Source organism: Caballeronia sp. LZ001 (genome assembly GCF_031450875.1).
GTDB lineage: Bacteria > Pseudomonadota > Gammaproteobacteria > Burkholderiales > Burkholderiaceae > Caballeronia.
In genome coordinates, this window is the sequence record NZ_JARTVX010000004.1 from 2,703,170 (window position 1) to 2,722,881 (window position 19,712).

Annotated in this window: 18 protein-coding genes; 13 read left to right on the top strand and 5 right to left on the bottom strand. The window is 62.4% G+C overall.

From position 1 onward, the window contains the following. Positions 1 to 29 precede the first annotated feature (29 nt). Positions 30 to 854, bottom strand: a complete 825-nt coding sequence (locus tag P9292_RS23530; protein ID WP_309841443.1) for a ferritin-like domain-containing protein — start codon at positions 852 to 854, stop codon at positions 30 to 32. Between the two features lie 331 nt (positions 855 to 1,185). Then, on the bottom strand, positions 1,186 to 2,823 hold the full coding sequence (gene ggt, locus P9292_RS23535; RefSeq protein WP_309961495.1) for a gamma-glutamyltransferase: 1,638 nt from the start codon (positions 2,821 to 2,823) through the stop codon (positions 1,186 to 1,188). Between the two features lie 444 nt (positions 2,824 to 3,267). On the opposite strand from ggt, the gene P9292_RS23540 reads away from it, so the two are divergent. After that, a complete protein-coding gene (locus tag P9292_RS23540; RefSeq protein WP_244827069.1) occupies positions 3,268 to 3,465 on the top strand; it encodes a hypothetical protein in 198 nt (65 codons plus the stop codon). A 48-nt stretch (positions 3,466 to 3,513) separates the two neighbouring features. Here P9292_RS23540 and P9292_RS23545 read toward each other — a convergent pair whose 3' ends face one another. Beyond that, the gene (locus P9292_RS23545; RefSeq protein ID WP_309961497.1) at positions 3,514 to 3,888 is read right to left on the bottom strand and encodes a hypothetical protein; all 375 of its coding nucleotides are present in this window, start codon (positions 3,886 to 3,888) and stop codon (positions 3,514 to 3,516) included. 261 nt (positions 3,889 to 4,149) lie between these two features. Here P9292_RS23545 and glpK point away from each other — a divergent pair, with 261 nt between their 5' ends. Further along, complete coding sequence (gene glpK, locus P9292_RS23550) at positions 4,150 to 5,646, top strand: glycerol kinase GlpK (protein WP_309961499.1); 1,497 nt, start codon at positions 4,150 to 4,152, stop codon at positions 5,644 to 5,646. Here the strand turns inward: glpK and P9292_RS23555 are convergent. Further along, positions 5,643 to 6,824, bottom strand: a complete 1,182-nt coding sequence (locus P9292_RS23555; protein ID WP_250525406.1) for an MFS transporter — start codon at positions 6,822 to 6,824, stop codon at positions 5,643 to 5,645. The genes glpK and P9292_RS23555 overlap by 4 nt on opposite strands. Positions 6,825 to 6,843: 19 nt before the next feature. Continuing rightward, positions 6,844 to 7,221, bottom strand: a complete 378-nt coding sequence (locus tag P9292_RS23560) for a VOC family protein (protein WP_250525405.1) — start codon at positions 7,219 to 7,221, stop codon at positions 6,844 to 6,846. A gap of 103 nt (positions 7,222 to 7,324) precedes the next feature. Between P9292_RS23560 and P9292_RS23565 the strand changes: the two genes are divergently transcribed. From P9292_RS23565 to P9292_RS23615, 11 genes are all read left to right on the top strand, one after another. Further along, a complete protein-coding gene (locus P9292_RS23565; RefSeq protein WP_409015410.1) occupies positions 7,325 to 8,296 on the top strand; it encodes a LysR family transcriptional regulator in 972 nt (323 codons plus the stop codon). A gap of 120 nt (positions 8,297 to 8,416) precedes the next feature. Next, positions 8,417 to 9,796, top strand: coding sequence for a tRNA (N6-isopentenyl adenosine(37)-C2)-methylthiotransferase MiaB (miaB, locus tag P9292_RS23570; RefSeq protein WP_244827063.1), 1,380 nt, complete (start codon positions 8,417 to 8,419; stop codon positions 9,794 to 9,796). Positions 9,797 to 9,817: 21 nt separating this feature from the next. Further along, positions 9,818 to 10,903: a PhoH family protein gene (locus tag P9292_RS23575; RefSeq protein WP_250463127.1), complete on the top strand. Its 1,086-nt coding sequence runs from the start codon at positions 9,818 to 9,820 to the stop codon at positions 10,901 to 10,903. Positions 10,904 to 10,907: 4 nt separating this feature from the next. Beyond that, on the top strand, positions 10,908 to 11,369 hold the full coding sequence (gene ybeY / locus P9292_RS23580) for an rRNA maturation RNase YbeY (RefSeq protein WP_309961503.1): 462 nt from the start codon (positions 10,908 to 10,910) through the stop codon (positions 11,367 to 11,369). Positions 11,370 to 11,404: 35 nt separating this feature from the next. Then, positions 11,405 to 12,082: a gamma-glutamylcyclotransferase gene (locus tag P9292_RS23585; protein ID WP_244827959.1), complete on the top strand. Its 678-nt coding sequence runs from the start codon at positions 11,405 to 11,407 to the stop codon at positions 12,080 to 12,082. A gap of 195 nt (positions 12,083 to 12,277) precedes the next feature. Next, complete coding sequence (locus tag P9292_RS23590; protein ID WP_244827060.1) at positions 12,278 to 13,183, top strand: HlyC/CorC family transporter; 906 nt, start codon at positions 12,278 to 12,280, stop codon at positions 13,181 to 13,183. Between the two features lie 84 nt (positions 13,184 to 13,267). Further along, complete coding sequence (gene lnt / locus P9292_RS23595; RefSeq protein WP_309961506.1) at positions 13,268 to 14,932, top strand: apolipoprotein N-acyltransferase; 1,665 nt, start codon at positions 13,268 to 13,270, stop codon at positions 14,930 to 14,932. A gap of 253 nt (positions 14,933 to 15,185) precedes the next feature. Beyond that, the gene (gene glyQ / locus P9292_RS23600; protein WP_244827058.1) at positions 15,186 to 16,202 is read left to right on the top strand and encodes a glycine--tRNA ligase subunit alpha; all 1,017 of its coding nucleotides are present in this window, start codon (positions 15,186 to 15,188) and stop codon (positions 16,200 to 16,202) included. Between the two features lie 17 nt (positions 16,203 to 16,219). Further along, positions 16,220 to 18,319, top strand: a complete 2,100-nt coding sequence (gene glyS, locus P9292_RS23605; protein WP_250463116.1) for a glycine--tRNA ligase subunit beta — start codon at positions 16,220 to 16,222, stop codon at positions 18,317 to 18,319. Further along, the gene (gene gmhB, locus P9292_RS23610) at positions 18,316 to 18,876 is read left to right on the top strand and encodes a D-glycero-beta-D-manno-heptose 1,7-bisphosphate 7-phosphatase (RefSeq protein WP_250463113.1); all 561 of its coding nucleotides are present in this window, start codon (positions 18,316 to 18,318) and stop codon (positions 18,874 to 18,876) included. Before glyS ends, gmhB begins: the two co-directional genes overlap by 4 nt. 25 nt (positions 18,877 to 18,901) lie before the next feature. Next, complete coding sequence (locus P9292_RS23615; RefSeq protein WP_309961510.1) at positions 18,902 to 19,675, top strand: lysophospholipid acyltransferase family protein; 774 nt, start codon at positions 18,902 to 18,904, stop codon at positions 19,673 to 19,675. Positions 19,676 to 19,712: the final 37 nt, after the last annotated feature.

The following is a 19,712-nucleotide window of genomic DNA, read 5'->3' on the forward strand; positions in this document are numbered from 1 at the left end:
CGCATGAACCTGAGCGGGCATCGTCCTGATTAGCGGAAAAACAACTGCGTGATCTTGGCAAGCGGATAGTGAACGCCCGGCTGAATGCGCGCGGGCAGATCGAGCGGCTTCAATAGCATCTTGATGCACTGATCCGCCGAGAGATTGCGCCGCACGAGCGCGTTCACCTGCGCGAACAGTTCGCGGTTATAGCTCGAGTCCTTGACGCGCTCGGGATAACGCACCGCAAACACGTGCCGTAGCGCGATCTCCGAGTCTTCGCTCTTCAGTTCCATCACGCGACGGATCAACGCGCCAAGCACGGCGAGACGCCCGTTGCCTTCGATCTTGTTCCACTTCTTGAAGAAGCGGAAAAAGTGCTTGTAGTGGCGCACTTCGTCTGTGCGGATGTTGTCGGTGATCTCCTTCAACACCGGCTCGTCCGAGCAGTCGTTGATCGCGCGATACAGCGTGGCCGTGCCCGTTTCGACAACACACCGTGCCACCATTTCGAGCGCACGCTTTTTCTCAAACGCTTCGTAGGAACACGTTAGCGAGTACTCGTCGAAGAAGCTCTTGAAAGCCCGGTCCCAGTCGAATTCCGGCCAGATGTGGTTGATGTAAATCTTGAGCGCCCGGCCGTGCTGCATTTCTTCGGGCTCCCATTCGTCGTTCAGCCACGCCGAAATCTCGGGGTCATCGTGAAAATACTTGCTGAGATTGCTCGTGTAGAGATCCGTGCCGCTCTCGATGAATGAGCATGCGCACAACAGCAAAAGAAGATGTTCGTTGGATGCCGCCTTCTGACGATCGATCCGGTTGAGATCGATGTCTTCGATGCGCCACGGCATCACATGGGTACTATCGGTGTGCATGTATCGCGCTCCCTGGATGGACTGAACGCGCCATCGGCCAACAAGAGCGGGCCGAGGTTCAGGCGACGCCGCGAACCATTCGGCTCGGGCGACTTCAACTTCGCGTCTTAACGGCTTGTTTTTCCATCTTAGCCGTCCCGCAATGAATTTGCAGACATGGGGACAGACTTGCGCCGCATCAGCGCAGTTCCGTCTATGTCAAATTCTCACGAGTCGATGCGCAAGAACGGCTGGCGCACGAAGGAGCACGAAATGTGCCGCCAAGGGAGGTTGCGCGATCTGGCGTCGACGACGCGCCTGCCGCCGTGATTAGCTGCCGGCGCGTGCATGCTCAGAAGCCGGCCGCTAGCCCGTCGCGTCGACTGTCGCTTGCGGCAACGTAACCACGCTCTGGATCGTGGCGATCCAGCTTCCAGATGTATTGCCCCGAGCCGAAATCCATGTATGGATCGTCGACCGACTTGATGGTGTGGCCGAGCCCTTCGAGCGCGCGGGCCGTTTCGAGGTCGAGTGTCGCTTCGATATCGATCGTGAAATCGTGATTCACCTTCCAGCGCGGCGCGTCACAGGCGGCCTGAGGCTGTTGCCCGTAGTCGAGCATGCGCACGATCGACTGCAGATGTCCTTGCGGCTGCATGTCGCCGCCCATTACGCCGAAGCTCATGACGGCCTCGCGCCGGCCATCCACTTCTTGCGTGAGGAACGCAGGAATGATCGTGTGGAACGGCCGCTTGCCGCCCTCGGCCACGTTCGCTGACTTCGGGTCCATCGAGAACCCGCAACCGCGGTTTTGCAGCGAGATGCCCGTATCCGGCACGACCACGCCCGAGCCAAAACCCATGTAGTTCGATTGAATGAAGCTCACCATCATGCCGCGCTCGTCGGCGACCGACATGTAGATGGTGCCGCCCGCTTTCGGCATGCCGAAGTCGAAATGCCTTGCCTTGTTCGGATCGATCAGCTTGGCGCGTTCCGTAAGGTAGGCGTCGTCGAGCATTTGCTCGGGCGTGACTTCCATCGAGCGCGGATCGGCGACATAGCGATATACATCCGCGAACGCGAGTTTCATCGCCTCGATCTGCAGATGCTGCGACTCGATGCGGTCGACGGTCAGCGCGCGGACATCGAACTTGTCGAGGATGCCAAGCGCGATGAGCGCCGCGATTCCCTGTCCGTTCGGCGGAATCTCGTGCACGGTGTAGCCGCGATAATCCTTCTGAATCGGCTCGACCCACTCGGCGCGGTAATTTCGGAGATCGTCCATGGTCATGGCGCCGCCGCCCTGCCGCGAGAACGCAGCGATGCGCTCGGCGCTTTCGCCTTCGTAAAACGCGCGCGGGCCGCGCTCCGCGAGCCGTCGCAACGTGTTCGCATGGCCGGGAAAACGCACGAGTTCGCTGACTTCGGGCGCGCGTCCACGCGGCATGAAGACATCCGCGAAGCCTGGCTGGTCTTTCAGTTCAGGCACGGCGGCCGCCCATTTATAGGCGACGATGCTGGCCACCGCGTGTCCGCGCTCCGCGATTTCGATGGCAGGTTCCATCAAATCGGCGAATGGCAGCGAACCGAACTTCGCGTGAAGCGCTTCCCATCCGGCGATGACGCCGGGCACCGTCACCGCGTCCCAGCCGCGTTTGGGCTGACGGGCAAGACCGTTCTCTTCGCCGTATTTGGTGCGGAAGTAGTCCACGTTCCAGGCCGCTGGCGCCACGCCCGAAGCGTTCAGTCCATGCAATTGGTTGCCATCCCAGACCAGCGCGAACGCGTCGCCGCCGAGCCCGCATGAAACCGGCTCGACGACCGTGATAGCGGCCGCTGCGGCGATGGCCGCATCCACGGCGTTACCGCCCTTCCAGAGCATGCGTAAACCAGCTTGAGCGGCCAGCGGATGCGACGTCGAAACGATATTGCGCGCAAAAACCGGCAAGCGCGGAGTCGGATAAGGGTTCTGCCAGTTGAAACGAGTCATGTGATTGATGTCCGGATTAACAGCGAGCCGCTCTGGTCTGACGGCTTGCCGCGTCGATCAGCCGACAGTTCAAAAGAACGAATGGTGCATTGTCTGCTTAATTCAAAGCAAATTCATTTGTCGCCGCAATTGATGAGTCAATCGCATGGCGCTGAAAAAGACCTAGTTTGAGGTGTTTGCAGTGCGGCAAAACCTTCAAGTAATTTCTTCAAGTTCGGCTGACTTGGGACCCGCTTGCGCGACGAGGAAATGTCAAAGCCAAAATTTTCACCGGGAGTTTGGCACTCTTCAGACGCTTGCCTACAATCCGAATTCCTGGCAAACGCAGCACACGACAACGCGACTGCCCGGCAGATTGAAGTCTTCCAATTAAACGCTTAGAAGCAAAGAGACCCGGCTCACAAAGCCGGTCGCCTTGCCGTTCGGTCTTAATGGAGAACACGAATGCTGAGTCCGCACGAATTCGCCACGCTGCTGCTGGTTCAGGAAGAGCCCAATCAGGTCGACATGGAACGCGATGAACTCGATGCATTGCTCGAACGTCAACTCGTTCAACTCGAGAACCTGGCTTCGGGCCGACAACAATGGCGCCTTACCGCAACTGGCGACTCCACCATCAAGGCATTCAAGCGGTTCTCCTAGCCTTCGCTTCCCAAGCGATGTCGGACGCGGACTTATCTGCGCCGCGTCCTATCCTGCCCGCAGCGTCGGATCGACTGCCGCACGCCAGCTCAAAGCCTGCGCACGCTGATCCAGAAAGAACCTGGCCCACGCACTTTGCGCCTCCGGCCCCGAATTCGCGCGATATACGCCGTAGCGCGCGGCGATCGTCCCCTGAAACGCGCAATAGCGATCCTTCGATAACCCGCCGCGCCGTTGCGCCACGTAAGCGTCGAAGAACGCCGTGTAGACGGACGGCGCGTCCCCGCCATAGTCCACCTGCGTGGTCCCGCACATCTCCTGCAACGCGCTGAACGACGGCGCACCGCTCGATCCGTCGATATTAGGCGTCGCTACACAGCCGGCCAGCACGGCCACGCCCAGCACGCCTGACAGAACCCGCATTCGCATTGCATTCACCCGTTGCCCGATTTCGAGTTGCCAGTATCGGACGAACCGCGAGTTCGCGCCACTCGGCCAAATGGCATAGGCATTCTTACGGTTTCCTTGGCGCGAACGGCTCCTTACGGCGCTATGTGCTAATGGCCTATGCCATCCGGCCAGGTTGTACGCATGCCGCGCGTCCGATAGATTGCGCATGCAGACCTCGCACGGCATCGCTCGATTTCACAAGCACGCCGATCCGTGCACTTTCGGGAGATGACCATGCAGGATCAGTACGTCCTCGCGCTCGACCAGGGCACGACCAGTTCGCGGGCCATGCTGTTCGACAGGAATGGCAATGTCGTTTCGGTGGCGCAGAAGGAGTTTCAGCAGATTTATCCGCAAGCGGGCTGGGTCGAGCACGATCCGCAGGAAATCTGGTCGACTCAGGCGGGCGTCGCCGCCGAAGCCGTGACGCGGGCGGGTTTGAGCGCGTCGTCGATTGCGGCGGTGGGCATCACAAATCAGCGCGAAACGACCATCGTGTGGGATCGGGAAACGGGTAAGCCGATCTATAACGCGATCGTCTGGCAGGACCGGCGCACGGCCTCGCTGTGCGACGAATTCAAGGCGCGCGGGCTCGAAGCCATGGTGCGCGCGAAGACGGGGTTGCCCATCGACGCGTATTTCTCAGCGAGCAAGATCCGCTGGATTCTCGATAACGTCGAAGGCGCGCGCGACAAGGCGAAGCAGGGACGGCTCGCGTTCGGCACGGTGGATAGCTGGCTCGTGTGGAATTTCACGCGGCGCGGTTTGCATGTCACCGACATCACCAATGCGTCGCGCACCATGCTGTTCGACATCCACGCGCGCCGCTGGGACGACGAACTGCTCGAGGCATTCGAGATACCGCGCAGCATGCTGCCGGAAGTACGCAGTTCATCTGAGGTGTATGGCACGACGCAGGGCACCGTGTTCGCGGCCGATCTTCCACTCGCGTCCATTGCCGGCGACCAGCATGCCGCGTTGTTCGGCCAGATGTGTATCGATACCGGCATGGTGAAGAACACTTACGGCACCGGCTGCTTCCTCGTGATGAACACGGGCGAAACGCCGATCGAGTCGAGCAACAATCTCGTGACGACGATTGCCTGGCAAATCGGCGATACGGTGAACTATGCGCTCGAAGGCAGTATTTTTATTGCGGGCGCGGTCGTGCAATGGCTGCGCGACGAGTTGGGACTAATTCGCCGCGCGAGTGACGTCGAAGCCCTTGCGCGCGGCGTGCCGCATAGCGATGGCGTGTATCTCGTGCCCGCTTTCGCTGGCTTGGGCGCGCCGCACTGGAACGCGCGGGCTCGCGGCACACTGTTCGGCGTGACGCGCGGGACGACTTCCGCCCATATCGCGCGGGCGGCGCTGGATTCGATCGCTTATCAATCGGTCGATGTCTTGCGCGCGATGGAAGCGGATTCGGGCATACGCATCGCCCAATTGCGGGTGGATGGCGGTGCTTGCGCCAACGATCTGTTGATGCAGTTTCAGGCGGACATCCTGGGTGTGGATGCGGTGCGACCGCGCATCGCCGAAACGACCGCGCTTGGCGCGGCTTATCTCGCGGGGCTCGCGGTCGGATATTGGAAGGATATCGACGAGCTGAAATCGCAGTGGCAACTTGAGCGGCAGTTCACACCGACGATGCCCACCGCCGATGTCGAGGCGTCTCTCGCGGGATGGCAGCGGGCGGTGAAGGCGGCGAAGGCGTGGGCGGATGGTTAAGCATTCGAATCCGCCGCCTTCACCCCCGACCTGACCTGCGGCGCATCGAAGCGCGCCGCGAACCACGTCACCCCAAGAGCGGCCACTGCGACCATCGCCGCCGCCCAAGGCAACACATCGAGCCCATAACCATGCGTCAGTACCGCGCCGCCGAGCCAGGCGCCACCCGCATTGCCAATATTGAACGCGCCGATGTTCAACGTCGAAGCAAGATTGGGCGCGTCCTTCGCCTTCTCGACCACGCGTGTCTGCAACGGCGGCACCGTCGCGAACGCCGCGATGCCCCAGACGAAGATCGTCACGATCGCGCCGACCTGACTGTGGCTCGTCTTCGCGAACACGGCCATCACGATGGCAAGCGCCAGCAAAATGCCCATCAGCGAAGGCATCAACGCGCGGTCCGCGAGCTTGCCGCCAATCGTATTGCCGACCGTAAGCCCGATGCCGAACAGCACGAGCACGAGCGTCACGCCGCGCGGCGAGAAGCCGCCGACCTGTTCGAGAATCGGCGCGATATACGTGAACACGACGAACACGCCGCCGAAGCCGAGCACGGTCATCGTCAGCGCGAGCCAAACCTGCGGGTCGCGCAACACGCGTACTTCGCGGCCGAGTCCGCTTGGTGCCGCATCGTGACGATTCGGCACGAGCGCGGTCACGCCGAGCGCGGACAGCAAGCCGAGACCGGCGACGATCCAGAACGTCGCGCGCCAGCCCAGTTCCTGACCGACGAACGTCCCGAACGGCACGCCCAGCACGTTCGCGAGCGTGAGGCCGGTGAACATGAGCGCAATGGCGCTCGCGCGCTTGTCGGCGGGCACGAGCGACGCCGCGACCACCGCGCCGATGCCGAAGAACGAACCGTGCGCGAACGAGGTCACGACGCGCGCGATCATCAGCAAACCGTAGTTCGGTGCGAGCGCGCAAAACACGTTGCCGACGATAAACACGAGCATCAGCAATTGCAGCGCGAGCTTGCGCGGCATTTTGCTCGTAAGCACGGCGAGCAGCGGCGCGCCGACTGCCACGCCGAGCGCATAGCCCGTGACGAGCAGCCCTGCCGATGGAATCGACACGGAAAGATCGCGTGCGACGTTGGGCAGCAAGCCCATGATGACGAACTCGGTCGTGCCGATGGCGAACGCGCTGATCGCCAGCGCGAGAAGAGGTAAAGGCATGGTCATGCTCCGAAATAGATCAATGGCGCGCGGTCACGAACTCGACAACCACGCCCGGCGCAAGCCGCACGAAAAGCTGACGTTCGCGCGCAAGCGGCACTTCCGCGATCCGATAGGCGTAGCCGCGACATTCGAGACGGTCGATGAGCGTGCGCCACTCGGCTTCGTCGTCGATACGCAGCGCGAGATGGTCGATGCGCGTCGCATCGGGGTGCGCGGCGACAGACGCATCGCCCTTCGCGATCAGATGCACGGCCGGCCGCGCGCCGAGATACAGCCAGTAGCCGCTCACACCGAATGGCGGTCGCGGACCCACCGACATCCCGGCGATATCGACGAAGAAACGCATCATCGAATCGCAGTCCGGCGCGACGATAGTCACGTGATCGAGTTGCATGGCGTTGAACCTGAAACGAGTTGGACCGATTGTGACCGCATGGCGCGTCGTTGATAATTGGGCTAGCCTTTGAATCATTGTCAAACCGGATTTGAAGATGACAATGGATCGGCTAGGCGACATGCGCCTTTTCACCGAAGCCGCCACGCTCGGCAGCCTGTCGGCGGCGGGACGCAAACTCGGCTTGTCGCCAGCGGCGGCGAGCGCGCGGCTCATCAAGCTGGAAAAAGCGCTGCACGCGCGGCTCTTCGAGCGCACCACGCGCCAATTGCGCCTGACGGACGAAGGGCGGCTGTACTTGCAGCATTGCCGTATCGCGCTGCAGGCTATCGACGACGCCGAAGCGGCGCTGCAAGCCGGGCAAAATCGCGTGCGCGGCAAAGTCCGCATTTCCGCGACGTCGGATTTCGGCCGGCACATGCTGCGCGGCTGGCTCGACGACTTCAGCCGCCTGCATCCGGACGTGAGCTTCGCGCTCACGCTGTCGGACTCGGTGTCGAATCTGCTGCAGGAGGAAATCGATCTGGCGATTCGCTTCGGCGCGCCGCCGGACAGCGGGCTCGCGGCACGCTCGCTGGCGCCGAATCGGCGCGTGCTGTGCGCGTCGCCGAACTATCTCGCGCGCAAAGGCGTGCCGCAAACGCCCGCCGAACTAACCGGGCACCACTTCGTCGTGATTTTCACCGCTGCGGGAACCCTCAACGAACTGGCTTTCGTGCGCGGCGAGGAGCGCTATTCCTACACCTTGCCCGTCGCCGATGCCTGGGAAACCAACGACGGCGCAATCGCGCGCGCGTGGGCGCTGGCGGGACATGGCATCGCGCATCAGTCGATCTGGGACATTGCCGCCGACGTGTGCTCGGGCGCGCTGCAGTTGATTCTGCCCGACTGGTGCACGCACGAAGCGCCCGTACACGCGCTCTTCCACGCCAATCGATATATGGCGCCGCGCGTGCGCGTGCTGCTGGATTTTCTGATCGAACGCTTCGAGACGACCACGGGCGAACTGCTTGGCGATCTGGCGTATCCGCCCGAGCGCGTCGGGCTTCGTCAGGATTTGTCGCCAGAGCTATAATATCGGCCTAATTACAAGTAGAAGCCGTGCAGATTGCTGCAAAAGCGCGGCACTCACGCGCAAAACCCTCTCAATCTCTTTTAGCGCCCCCAGGTTAACCACTGCGACCGGCGACCATTCATGACCAAGAAAGTATATGTAAAGACCTTCGGCTGCCAGATGAACGAGTACGACTCCGACAAGATGGTCGACGTGCTCGGCGCGGCGGAAGGGCTCGTCAAGACCGACACGCCTGAAGATGCGGACGTCATCCTGTTCAACACGTGCTCGGTGCGTGAGAAGGCCCAGGAAAAAGTGTTTTCCGACCTCGGCCGCGTGCGCGAATTGAAGGAAGCAAACCCGAATCTGCTGATTGGCGTAGGCGGTTGTGTCGCGAGCCAGGAAGGCGCGTCCATCGTTTCGCGCGCACCTTACGTGGATCTCGTGTTCGGTCCGCAAACGCTGCATCGCCTGCCCGCCATGATCGACAAGCGCCGCTCGACCGGCCGCGCGCAGGTGGACATCTCGTTTCCGGAAATCGAAAAGTTCGATCACTTGCCGCCCGCGCGCGTCGAAGGCCCGAGCGCGTTCGTATCGATCATGGAAGGCTGCAGCAAGTATTGCAGCTATTGCGTCGTGCCCTACACGCGCGGCGAGGAAGTCTCGCGCCCGCTCGACGACGTGCTCACCGAAATCGCCGGCCTGGCAGACCAGGGCGTGCGCGAAGTCACGCTGCTCGGCCAGAACGTGAACGCGTATCGCGGCGCGCTGACGCTCGGTTCGCAGGAAATCGCCGACTTTGCCACGCTCATCGAGTATGTCGCGGAAGTGCCGGGCATCGAGCGCATTCGCTATACGACGTCGCATCCGAAGGAATTCACGCAGCGCCTCATCGATACCTACGCCAAGGTGCCGAAGCTCGTGAGCCATTTGCATTTGCCGGTGCAGCATGGTTCCGACCGCATTCTCATGGCGATGAAGCGCGGCTATACCGTGCTTGAATACAAATCGGTGATCCGCAAGCTGCGCGCCATTCGCCCGGACCTTTCGCTGTCGACGGATTTCATCGTCGGCTTCCCCGGCGAAACCGAAGACGATTTCAACAAGATGATGGCGCTCATTCACGAGATGAGCTACGACACGAGTTTCTCGTTCATCTACAGCCCGCGTCCCGGCACGCCCGCCGCGAATCTGCACGACGACACGCCGCGCGAAGTCAAGCTCAAGCGCTTGCAACATTTGCAGGCGACTATCGAGGAAAACGTCGTCAAGATCAGCAATTCCATGCTCGGCTCGGTGCAGCGTATTCTCGTGGAAGGTCCGTCGCGCAAGGACCCGAGCGAGCTCGCCGGGCGCACGCAGAACAATCGCGTGGTCAATTTCCCGGCGCCGCTTTCGGCTCACAAGCGCCTGATCGGCCAAATGATCGACGTCGAGATCAATCACGCGTACCCGCACTCGTTGCGCGGCGCACTGGTGCTCGCGCCGGATACGGCGGCGACGCCCGAGTTGGCCAACTAAGTTAAGGACACCCCCTTCGCCTTGAAGAACGCTCCTCAGCAGCATCTGGAATTTACCGCTCCGCGCGATGACAACGCGCGGCTCGCCAACCTCTGCGGCCCGCTCGACGAGAACCTGCGGCAAATCGAGCAAGCGCTCGACGTGACGCTTTCGCGGCGTGGCCACAAGATCGCCATTCGCGGCCGTGGCGCAAAGGTTGCGCTTACCGCGCTCGAAAACTTCTACAACCGCGCGCGCGATCCGCTCTCGGTGGACGATATCCAGCTCGCGCTGGTCGAAGCGCGCCACGCAACGCGCCGCGCGAAGGCGAAGGAAGAAGAAGCGCCGATTGATCCGCGTTTTCGCGGCGATCCGGACCATCCCTTCGACGAACCCAGCGCCACCATCGACCTGGGCGACGAAGAAGACCACGGTCCCAAGCTCTACACGCGCCGCGCCGATTTGCGTGGCCGCACGCCCGCGCAACGCGATTATCTGAAGCAGATCATCGCGCACGACGTGACCTTCGGCATCGGGCCGGCGGGCACGGGGAAGACTTATCTCGCGGTTGCCTGCGCGGTGGACGCGCTCGAACGCGATCAGGTCAAGCGCATCGTGCTTACGCGACCCGCCGTGGAAGCGGGCGAGCGGCTCGGCTTCCTGCCGGGCGATCTCGCGCAAAAGGTCGATCCGTATCTGCGCCCGCTCTACGACGCGCTCTACGACCTGCTCGGCTTCGACAAGACCGCCAAGATGTTCGAGCGCCAGATGATCGAAATCGCGCCGCTCGCCTACATGCGCGGGCGCACGCTGAACCACGCGTTCATCATTCTGGACGAGGCGCAAAACACCACGCCCGAACAGATGAAGATGTTCCTCACGCGTATCGGCTTCGGCTCGAAGGCGGTCGTAACCGGCGACACCACGCAGGTCGATTTGCCGCGCGGACACAAGAGCGGCCTGATCGAAGCGCAGCATGTGCTGGCGGAAGTGCGCGGCATCGCGATCACGCACTTCACGTCGGCGGACGTGGTGCGCCATCCGCTGGTCGCGCGCATCGTCGAGGCTTACGACGCGCAATCGCAGAAAGATGCGGCAATCGCGGAAGCGCGGCAAAGGTCCGAGTGAAGTCATGCCTCGCCTCACTTTGACGCTGCAGTTTCCTGCCGCGAAAGCGTATCCGTCGCACAAGGCGCTGTTGCCGCGTGCGACGGTTGCGCGCTGGATCAAGGCTTCGCTCTTCGCGGACGCCGAATTGACCGTGCGTTTCGTCGATGAAGAAGAAGGCCGCATGCTGAACCGGACGTATCGGCAAAAGGATTACGCGACCAATGTGCTGACCTTTGCCTATGCCGAGTCGGAAGAAGATCCGGTCGCCGGCGATCTCATTCTTTGCTGCCCGGTCGTCGAGCGCGAGGCCGCCGAGCAAGGCAAGCCGCTCGCCGCGCATTACGCGCATCTCATCGTGCATGGCACGCTGCATGCGCAAGGCTATGACCACGAGGTCGAAAGCGAGGCGGAAGAGATGGAATCGATCGAGACGGATATCATGCAGTTTCTGGGTTTCACCGATCCCTACGTGCCGCTCGTCTGATCCCCGGTCTTCATCGAGATGCCTTGCCACGCGCCGTGAACGACAAGACGCCTGAACCCACGCCCTTTTACGAACCCGCCACGCCGTGCCCCGACTATCCGCCGGTGCTGGGCAACTCCGCGCTTCTCACCGACGAGGAGCTCGCCGCCTCGCGCGCGGTGACTTTTGCCGATTGGGACGGCAAATCCGACATCTGGCTTTTCGGCTATGGATCGCTCATCTGGAACCCCGGCTTGCCGACGCTCGAAGCCGTGCGCGGCAAGGTGCATGGGTATCATCGCGGGCTCTACTTATGGTCGCGCGTGAATCGCGGCACGCCGGAACAGCCGGGCCTCGTGCTCGCGCTCGATCGCGGCGGCTCGTGCACCGGCATGGCGTTTCGCCTGTCCGGAACCGAGGCGCACGAACATCTCGAAGTGCTCTGGCGACGCGAAATGGCAATGGGCTCATACCGTCCCGCGTGGCTGCCGTGCACGCTGATCGACGGCCGGCGCGTCGATGCGCTTGCCTTCGTGATGCGTCGCGACGTGGTGTCGTACACGGGCAAGCTCGCGGACCCGATCGTTCGGACCGTGCTCGGCTGCGCGAGCGGCCGTTATGGCACGACGCTCGATTACGTGAGCCGCACGGTCGTGGCGCTGCGCGAAAGCGGCATGCCGGACCGCGCGCTGGAAGCGCTGTTGCGGCGCTGCAAGGGGCAAAACGCGGAGTGAAGGCGCGCGCTCGGGCATCGTACGAAGATCGTCCGGATGGCCAATCCGCGCACGAGACACACATCTCGCATAATTCTCGGCTAGCATCTCCTTCGCAGGAGAAGCGCGCGCGCCGCTTCACCCCGGCCGCTATTTTCCTTGGTGTATGCTTAACTTTCCGCTAAAACGCGCCCGGGCATTCCCGGGCGCTCCGCTATGAACGAACCCTATCCCAGTCGACGACACTCCGAAAAACCGCCGGAAAAGCGCTCGTTGCTCGAACGCCTGACCGACTTCATCTCGCACGAACCCGAGTCGCGCGACGAGCTTCTCGAAGTGCTGCAGGACGCGCACGAACGCAACCTGCTCGACGCCGATTCGCTTTCGATGATCGAAGGCGTCTTTCAGGTGTCCGATCTCTGCGCGCGCGACATCATGGTGCCGCGCGCCCAGATGGACGCCATCAACATCGCCGAAACGCCCGCGGAATTTATCCCGTTCGTGCTGGAAAAAGCACACTCGCGCTATCCGGTGTTCGAGGGCAATCGCGACAACATCATCGGCGTCCTGCTCGCGAAGGATTTGCTGCGTTATTACGCGGAAGAAGAGTTCGATGTGCGCGGCATGCTGCGCCCCGCCGTATTCATTCCGGAATCGAAACGTCTGAACGTGCTGCTGCACGACTTTCGTGTGAACCGCAATCACATTGCCATCGTCGTCGATGAATACGGCGGCGTCGCGGGCCTCATCACCATCGAAGACGTGCTGGAGCAGATCGTCGGCGATATCGAGGACGAATACGATTTCGACGAGGAAGCGGGCAATATCATCGCGTCGCCGGACGGAAAGTATCGGGTGCGCGCGCTGACGGGCATCGAACAATTCAACGAGCAATTCGGCAGCGACTTTTCCGACGAGGAAGTGGACACCATCGGCGGGCTCGTCACGCATCGTTTCGGGCGCGTGCCGCATCGCGGCGAGAAGGTGCGCATCGACGACTTCGTGTTCGAGATACTGCGTGGCGATGCGCGGCAGATTCACGTGCTGCTCGTGAGGCGCGTGCCGAGCGTGGCGCAGCATCGCCGGCATGATGCCGATGACGAGGATGAGCTGCGGGATTGAGGGGTGCGCGATTGATAAAGTCTCGATCGCAAACCACAACCACGCCTCCGCTCCCGCACGGCTCCGCCGTCAACCACGTATTCCATGACCGACTCATCGTTCCGTCTTCTCTCGCGCCGACGCGCGGCATCTGAATCCGCAACCGGCAATACGCCCCGCGCTCTTCCCTTCTGGCATTACCTCGTGGCCGCCGTGCTCGGCGCGGCCAACACGCTTTCGTTCGCGCCGACGCCGCATGGCGGCTGGATCGAGCTCCTGCTCTTCACGCTGTTCTTCGCGTGGCTCTCACGCACGACCAGTTGGAAGAGCGCGGCGGCAACCGGCTGGGCGTTCGGTTTCGGCAATTTCGTCACGGGCGTGTGGTGGCTCTATGTCAGCATGCATGTGTACGGCGGCATGGCCGCGCCGCTCGCGGCGGCCGCAGTCGCGCTCTTTTGCCTGTATCTCGCGATGTATCCGGCGTTATCGAGCGCGCTCTGGGCGCTCGTCGCAGGGCGCGCGCGTTTCGGCGATGAAGATGCGGCCACCGTGCAAGATATCGAAACCGCGTCGCGCTACGTGCCCACCTGGCACGGCGCGTTCGCCTTCGCGAGCGCGTGGGCTATCGGCGAGTGGTTGCGCGGGCTCGTGTTCACGGGCTTTCCGTGGCTCGCAAGCGGCTATGCGCAAGTCGATGGACCGCTCGCGGGCTTCGGTTCGGTCGTCGGTGTATATGGCGTCGCATGGGTGCTGGCGCTCGTCGCCGCGCTGATCGTTCAAACGATCTATCAAGTCAGCCGAACGCGCGCTGCGCGTTTTGTACCGGGCGCGGTTGCGCTCGCGCTGATCGTCGCCGGCATGCTGCTCTCGCTCGTGCAGTGGACGACGCCCGCCAACGCGCCGCTCACCGTGCGGCTCCTGCAAGGCAATGTCAAACAGGAGATGAAGTTCGAACAGGCGGGTGTGGATGCATCGCTCGCGCTTTATGAGCGGCTCATCAAGGAGAAATCCGCCGATCTCATCGTGACACCCGAAACCGCGCTGCCGGTGCTGGCTGTTCAGGTGCCGCATGATTTCGCCGCCAAGATTCGCAGCTTCGCCGACAATACGAAGTCATCGATCCTGTTCGGTGCAATTGGCGTAACGGTTCTGCCCGATGGCCGCGTGACCGACTTCACGAACAGTCTTTTCGGCATCACGCCGGGAACGCTCGATGTCTATCGCTACGACAAGCATCATCTCGTGCCGTTCGGCGAGTTCGTGCCGCTCGGGTTTCATTGGTTCGTGCAACTGATGGGCATTCCGCTCGGCGATCTCGCGCGCGGGCCGATCGCGCAGAAGGCGTTTTTCGTGCATAACCAGCCCGTAGCCGTCGATATCTGTTACGAGGACATTTTCGGCGAAGAGATCGCGCATACGATCCGCGAGCAGGAAGCGCCTGCGGGCGTGCTGGTGAACTCGACCAATCTCGCGTGGTTCGGCAATACGATCGCGCTCGACCAGCACTTGCAGATCGCACGCATGCGTTCGATCGAAACCGGCCGGCCAATGCTGCGCGCGACCAACACGGGAATGACCGCGGTGATCGCGGCGAACGGCGATATCGTCTCGCGTCTGCCGACGTTCACGACAGGCGTGCTGGAGGCGACAGTGCAGGGAATGTCGGGGCGCACGCCTTATGTGACGAGCGGGAACGTCACCGTGATTGCCGTTTCGCTGTTGTTGCTGGCGTTGGCATTTGCGTTTGCGCCGGGGAGAAAACGCTTGTAAATGCGACTGCGGCATGCGCTCATGCCGGTGCGCGCGCCGCATCGATCCAAGCTACCGAGTCACGCGAAGGCTCACCGCGCATGGGATCGGTCCGACACCTTATCCGCGCTCGGCAACCCATACGCAAGCTCCCCCACCCCGCCATACGCTAGAATCGAGAGTTTCGGTATTCCGCCGAGCCTCGGGTCCGTGCCGTCACGAGCACCATGACGTCTGCGTCCACGGCCGCGTCCGGTCCGCATCAAAGGCAATCATGCTCACCTTTCAGCAAATCATCCTGACGCTGCAGTCCTACTGGAACGACAAGGGCTGCGCGCTTCTTCAGCCGATCGACATGGAAGTCGGCGCCGGCACCTCGCACGTTCATACGTTTTTGCGCGCCATCGGCCCGGAACCGTGGCGTGCCGCCTACGTGCAGCCGTCGCGCCGCCCCAAGGACGGCCGCTATGGCGAGAACCCGAACCGCCTGCAGCACTACTATCAGTATCAAGTGGTGCTCAAGCCCGCGCCGGAAAATATCCTCGATCTCTACCTCGGCTCGCTAGAAGCGCTCGGCTTCGATCTGAAGCAGAACGACGTGCGCTTCGTCGAAGACGACTGGGAAAATCCCACGCTCGGCGCTTGGGGTCTCGGCTGGGAAGTCTGGCTGAACGGCATGGAAGTCACGCAGTTCACGTACTTCCAGCAAGCAGGCGGTCTCGACTGCAAGCCGGTGCTCGGCGAAATCACCTACGGTCTGGAACGTCTCGCGATGTATCTGCAAAAGGTCGATAACGTCTACGACCTCATCTGGACCGAATGGCAGGAAGACGGCCCGAATGGCCGCGAACTGCGGCGCCTTACGTATGGCGACGTCTATCACCAGAACGAAGTCGAACAGTCCACGTATAACTTCGAACACGCGAACGTCGATCTGCTTTTCACCTTCTTCAACAGCTACGAAGCCGAAGCGAAGAAGATGATCGAAGCGAAGCTCGCGCTGCCCGCCTACGAACTCGTGCTCAAGGCCGGCCACACATTCAATCTGCTCGACGCGCGCGGCGCCATTTCCGTGACGGAGCGCGCGGCGTATATCGGCCGCATCCGCGCGTTGTCACGACTCGTCGCGCAGGCGTATTACGATTCGCGCGAAGCGCTCGGCTTCCCGATGCTCGGCAATCCCGTGCACGCCGCAGCCGGGCTCATCACCGACAGCGAGGAAGCGGCGCGTCCCGCCTGGGCGCCCGCGTTGAAAGTCGAAAGCAATCCCGGCAACACCGAACAAGCTTGACGAGAGACGACAGAACAATGACGCAATCCACTTCCGCTTCTCTGCTCGTCGAGCTGTTGACCGAAGAACTGCCACCGAAGGCGCTCGCGCGTCTCGGCACCGCTTTCGCCGAAGGCATCGTCGAACGTCTGGCCGCGCGCGATCTGATCGAAGGCGCGGCATCGTTCGAAAAATACGCCACGCCGCGCCGTCTCGCCGTGCTGATCGAAAACGTGCGCAACGTCGCCCCGGAAAAGCAGGTGCGCGAGAAGGTGCTGCCCGTGACCGTCGCGCTCGACGCGAGCGGCAATCCCACGCCGCCGCTCGCCAAGAAGCTCGCGGCGCTCGGCTTTCCCGACTTCCCCATTGGCGAACTCGAACGCGCGCAGGACGGCAAGGCCGAAGCGTTCTTCCTGCGCTACGCGGCGCCGGGCGCAACGCTCACCGAAGGCTTGCAAGCCGCGCTCGACGAAACCTTGGCCAAGTTGCCGATTCCAAAGGTCATGACGTATCAGCGTCCGGACGGCGCGAGCGTGCAGTTCGTGCGTCCGGTGCAGCGTCTGGTCGCGTTGCATGGCCGCGATATCGTGCCGGTCAGCGCGCTCGGCGTCGATGCGGGCGACACGACCATCGGTCATCGCTTCATGTCGGAAGGCTTCGTTGCGATCGCTCGCGCGGACGACTACGCCGAAACGCTGCGCACCAAGGGCCATGTCGTCGCCAATTTCGACGACCGCCGCGAATCCATTCGCACGCAATTGCAGGCGTTCGCGGGTGAAGATCGCGTCGTGATGCCCGAAGCGCTGCTCGACGAAGTGAACGCGCTGGTCGAATGGCCGGTCGTGTATCAGTGCCGGTTCGACGACGAGTTCCTGCAGGTGCCGCAGGAATGTCTCATCCTCACGATGCAGACCAACCAGAAATATTTCGCGCTCACGGACCAGGACGGCAAGCTGCGCTCGCGCTTTCTGATCGTCTCCAATATCGATACGAAGACGCCCGGCGAGATCATCGAAGGCAACGAGCGCGTGGTGCGTCCGCGTCTCGCCGATGCCAAGTTCTTCTTCACGCAGGACAAGAAGAAGCGCCTCGAAGACCGCGTGCCGCAACTTGCGAACGTCGTCTATCACAACAAGCTCGGCTCGGCCTTGCAGCGCGTGGAGCGTCTCGAAGCGCTCGCGGGCGAGATCGCGCCGCTCGTCGGTGTCGATGCCGCGCTCACGCGCCGCGCCGCGCGTCTTGCGAAGGCGGACTTGCTCACCGACATGGTCGGCGAATTCCCCGAATTGCAGGGCACGATGGGCACGTACTACGCACGCCACGACGGCGAACCGGAGGAAGTGGCGCTCGCATGCTCGGAGCACTATCAGCCGCGTTTCTCGGGCGACGACACGCCGTCCACCGGCGTCGGTTGCGCGGTGGCGCTCGCGGACAAGCTGGAAACCATCGTCGGCATCTGGGGCATCGGCCTTGCGCCGACGGGCGAGAAAGATCCGTTCGCGCTGCGCCGTCATGCGCTCGGCGTGCTGCGCATCCTGCTCGAAAAGAAGATGCCGATCGACCTGCGCGAGCTCGTCAACGCGGCCCAACGCCAATTCGCCGGCATGCCGCAAGTCGCGGATTCGACCGAAGCAATCTACGCGTTCTTCCTCGATCGTCTGCGTGGTCTTCTGCGCGAACGCGGCTTCAACGCGAGCGAGATCGACGCCGTGCTGAGCCTGAATCCTACGCGTCTCGACGACATCGTCGCGCGTCTGGATGCCGTGCGCGAATTCGCCTCGTTGCCAGAGGCGGCATCGCTCGCGGCGGCCAACAAGCGCATCTCGAACATTCTCAGAAAGTCCGAGCAAGGCGTGCCGACGGCGGTCAACCCCGACCTGCTCGTCGAGGCTGCGGAGAAAGACCTTTACGCGCAGATCGAAAGTGTCACGCCGCGCGTGCAGAGCCAGCTCGCCGCACGCAACTACACCGAAGCGCTGACCGCGCTCGCCGCCCTTCGCGCTCCCGTCGACACGTTCTTCAACGACGTGATGGTGAACGCGGAAGACCCGGCGTTGCGTAACAACCGCCTCGCGCTCCTCAACGCATTGCATCAGCAGATGAACTGCGTCGCGGACATCTCCAAACTGGCCGCATGACGACGATGAATCGCAAACTGGTCATTCTCGATCGCGACGGCGTCATCAACGTCGACTCCGATGCCTTCATCAAGTCGCCGGACGAATGGGTCGCTATTCCCGGCAGTCTCGAAGCCATCGCGCGGCTGAATCAGGCCGGTTTTCGCGTGGCGATCGCATCGAATCAGTCGGGGATCGGGCGCGGCCTGTTCGACATGGCCGCGCTCAACGCCATGCATCAGAAGATGAATCGCGCGGCGGCGGCAGTCGGCGGGCGTATCGACGCCATCTTCTTTTGTCCGCATACGGCCGAAGACCAGTGCGATTGCAGGAAGCCGAAGCCTGGCATGTTGCAGCAGATCATCGAGCGCTTCGAGATCGACCCGGAAGACACGCCGGTCGTCGGCGACTCGCTGCGCGACCTGCAAGCCGGCGCGGCGCTCGGCTTTCCCGTGCATCTCGTTCTGACCGGCAAGGGACCGATTACGCTCGCGGAAGGCAATCTGCCCGAAGGCTTAAGCGTTCACAAGGATCTGCGCGCCTTTGCGCTCGACTATCTCGCGCGGCATCGTGACTGACCGGCCGCCGCATCACTGACCTTCCATGCGCTTCATCCGTTCGTTGCTGTTGATGCTCTACTTCGTCGCGTACACCGTGCCGTACGCGACCGCGTGCTTCATCGCGTTCCCCTTCATGCGGGCCGACAAGCGTTACTGGATGGCGGCCGGCTGGTGCAAGTCGACCATCGTCGTGTTGCGCTATCTGGTCGGCATTCGCTACGAGATCGTCGGCATGGAGAATCTGCCGCATGGTCCGGCGGTGCTGTTGTCGAAGCATCAATCGGCCTGGGAGACGCTCGCGTTTCCGGCGCTCATGCCGCGTCCGCTCTGCTATGTGTTCAAGCGCGAGCTGCTCTATGTGCCGTTCTTCGGCTGGGCGCTCGGACTCCTGAAGATGGTGAATATCGACCGCAAGCAAGGCCGCGATGCGTTCGTTTCCGTCGCGCGGCAAGGCCGTGCGCGCATGGACGAAGGCGCGTGGGTCATCATGTTTCCGGAAGGCACGCGCACACGCACCGGCACGCAGGGCAAGTACAAGACGGGCGGCGCGCGCTTCGCGGTGGCGACGGGCGCGCCGGTCGTGCCTATCGCGCATAACGCGGGGCGGCTCTGGCCGCGTAATTCGTTCATCAAATATCCGGGTATAGTCACGGTGTCGATTGGCCAGCCGATCGACACTGCCGGACTCACACCCGAGGAAGTGAACACGCGAGTCGAGAGCTGGATCGAAATAGAAATGCGCCGCATCGATCCGCTCGCGTATGCGACGCCCGACGTGCGACCGGGTGAACCTGGCGCGGCGGGCGCTGGCCGCTGACGCGGTCGTTCGCATTCGCATCCGATCGAGCCGCGGC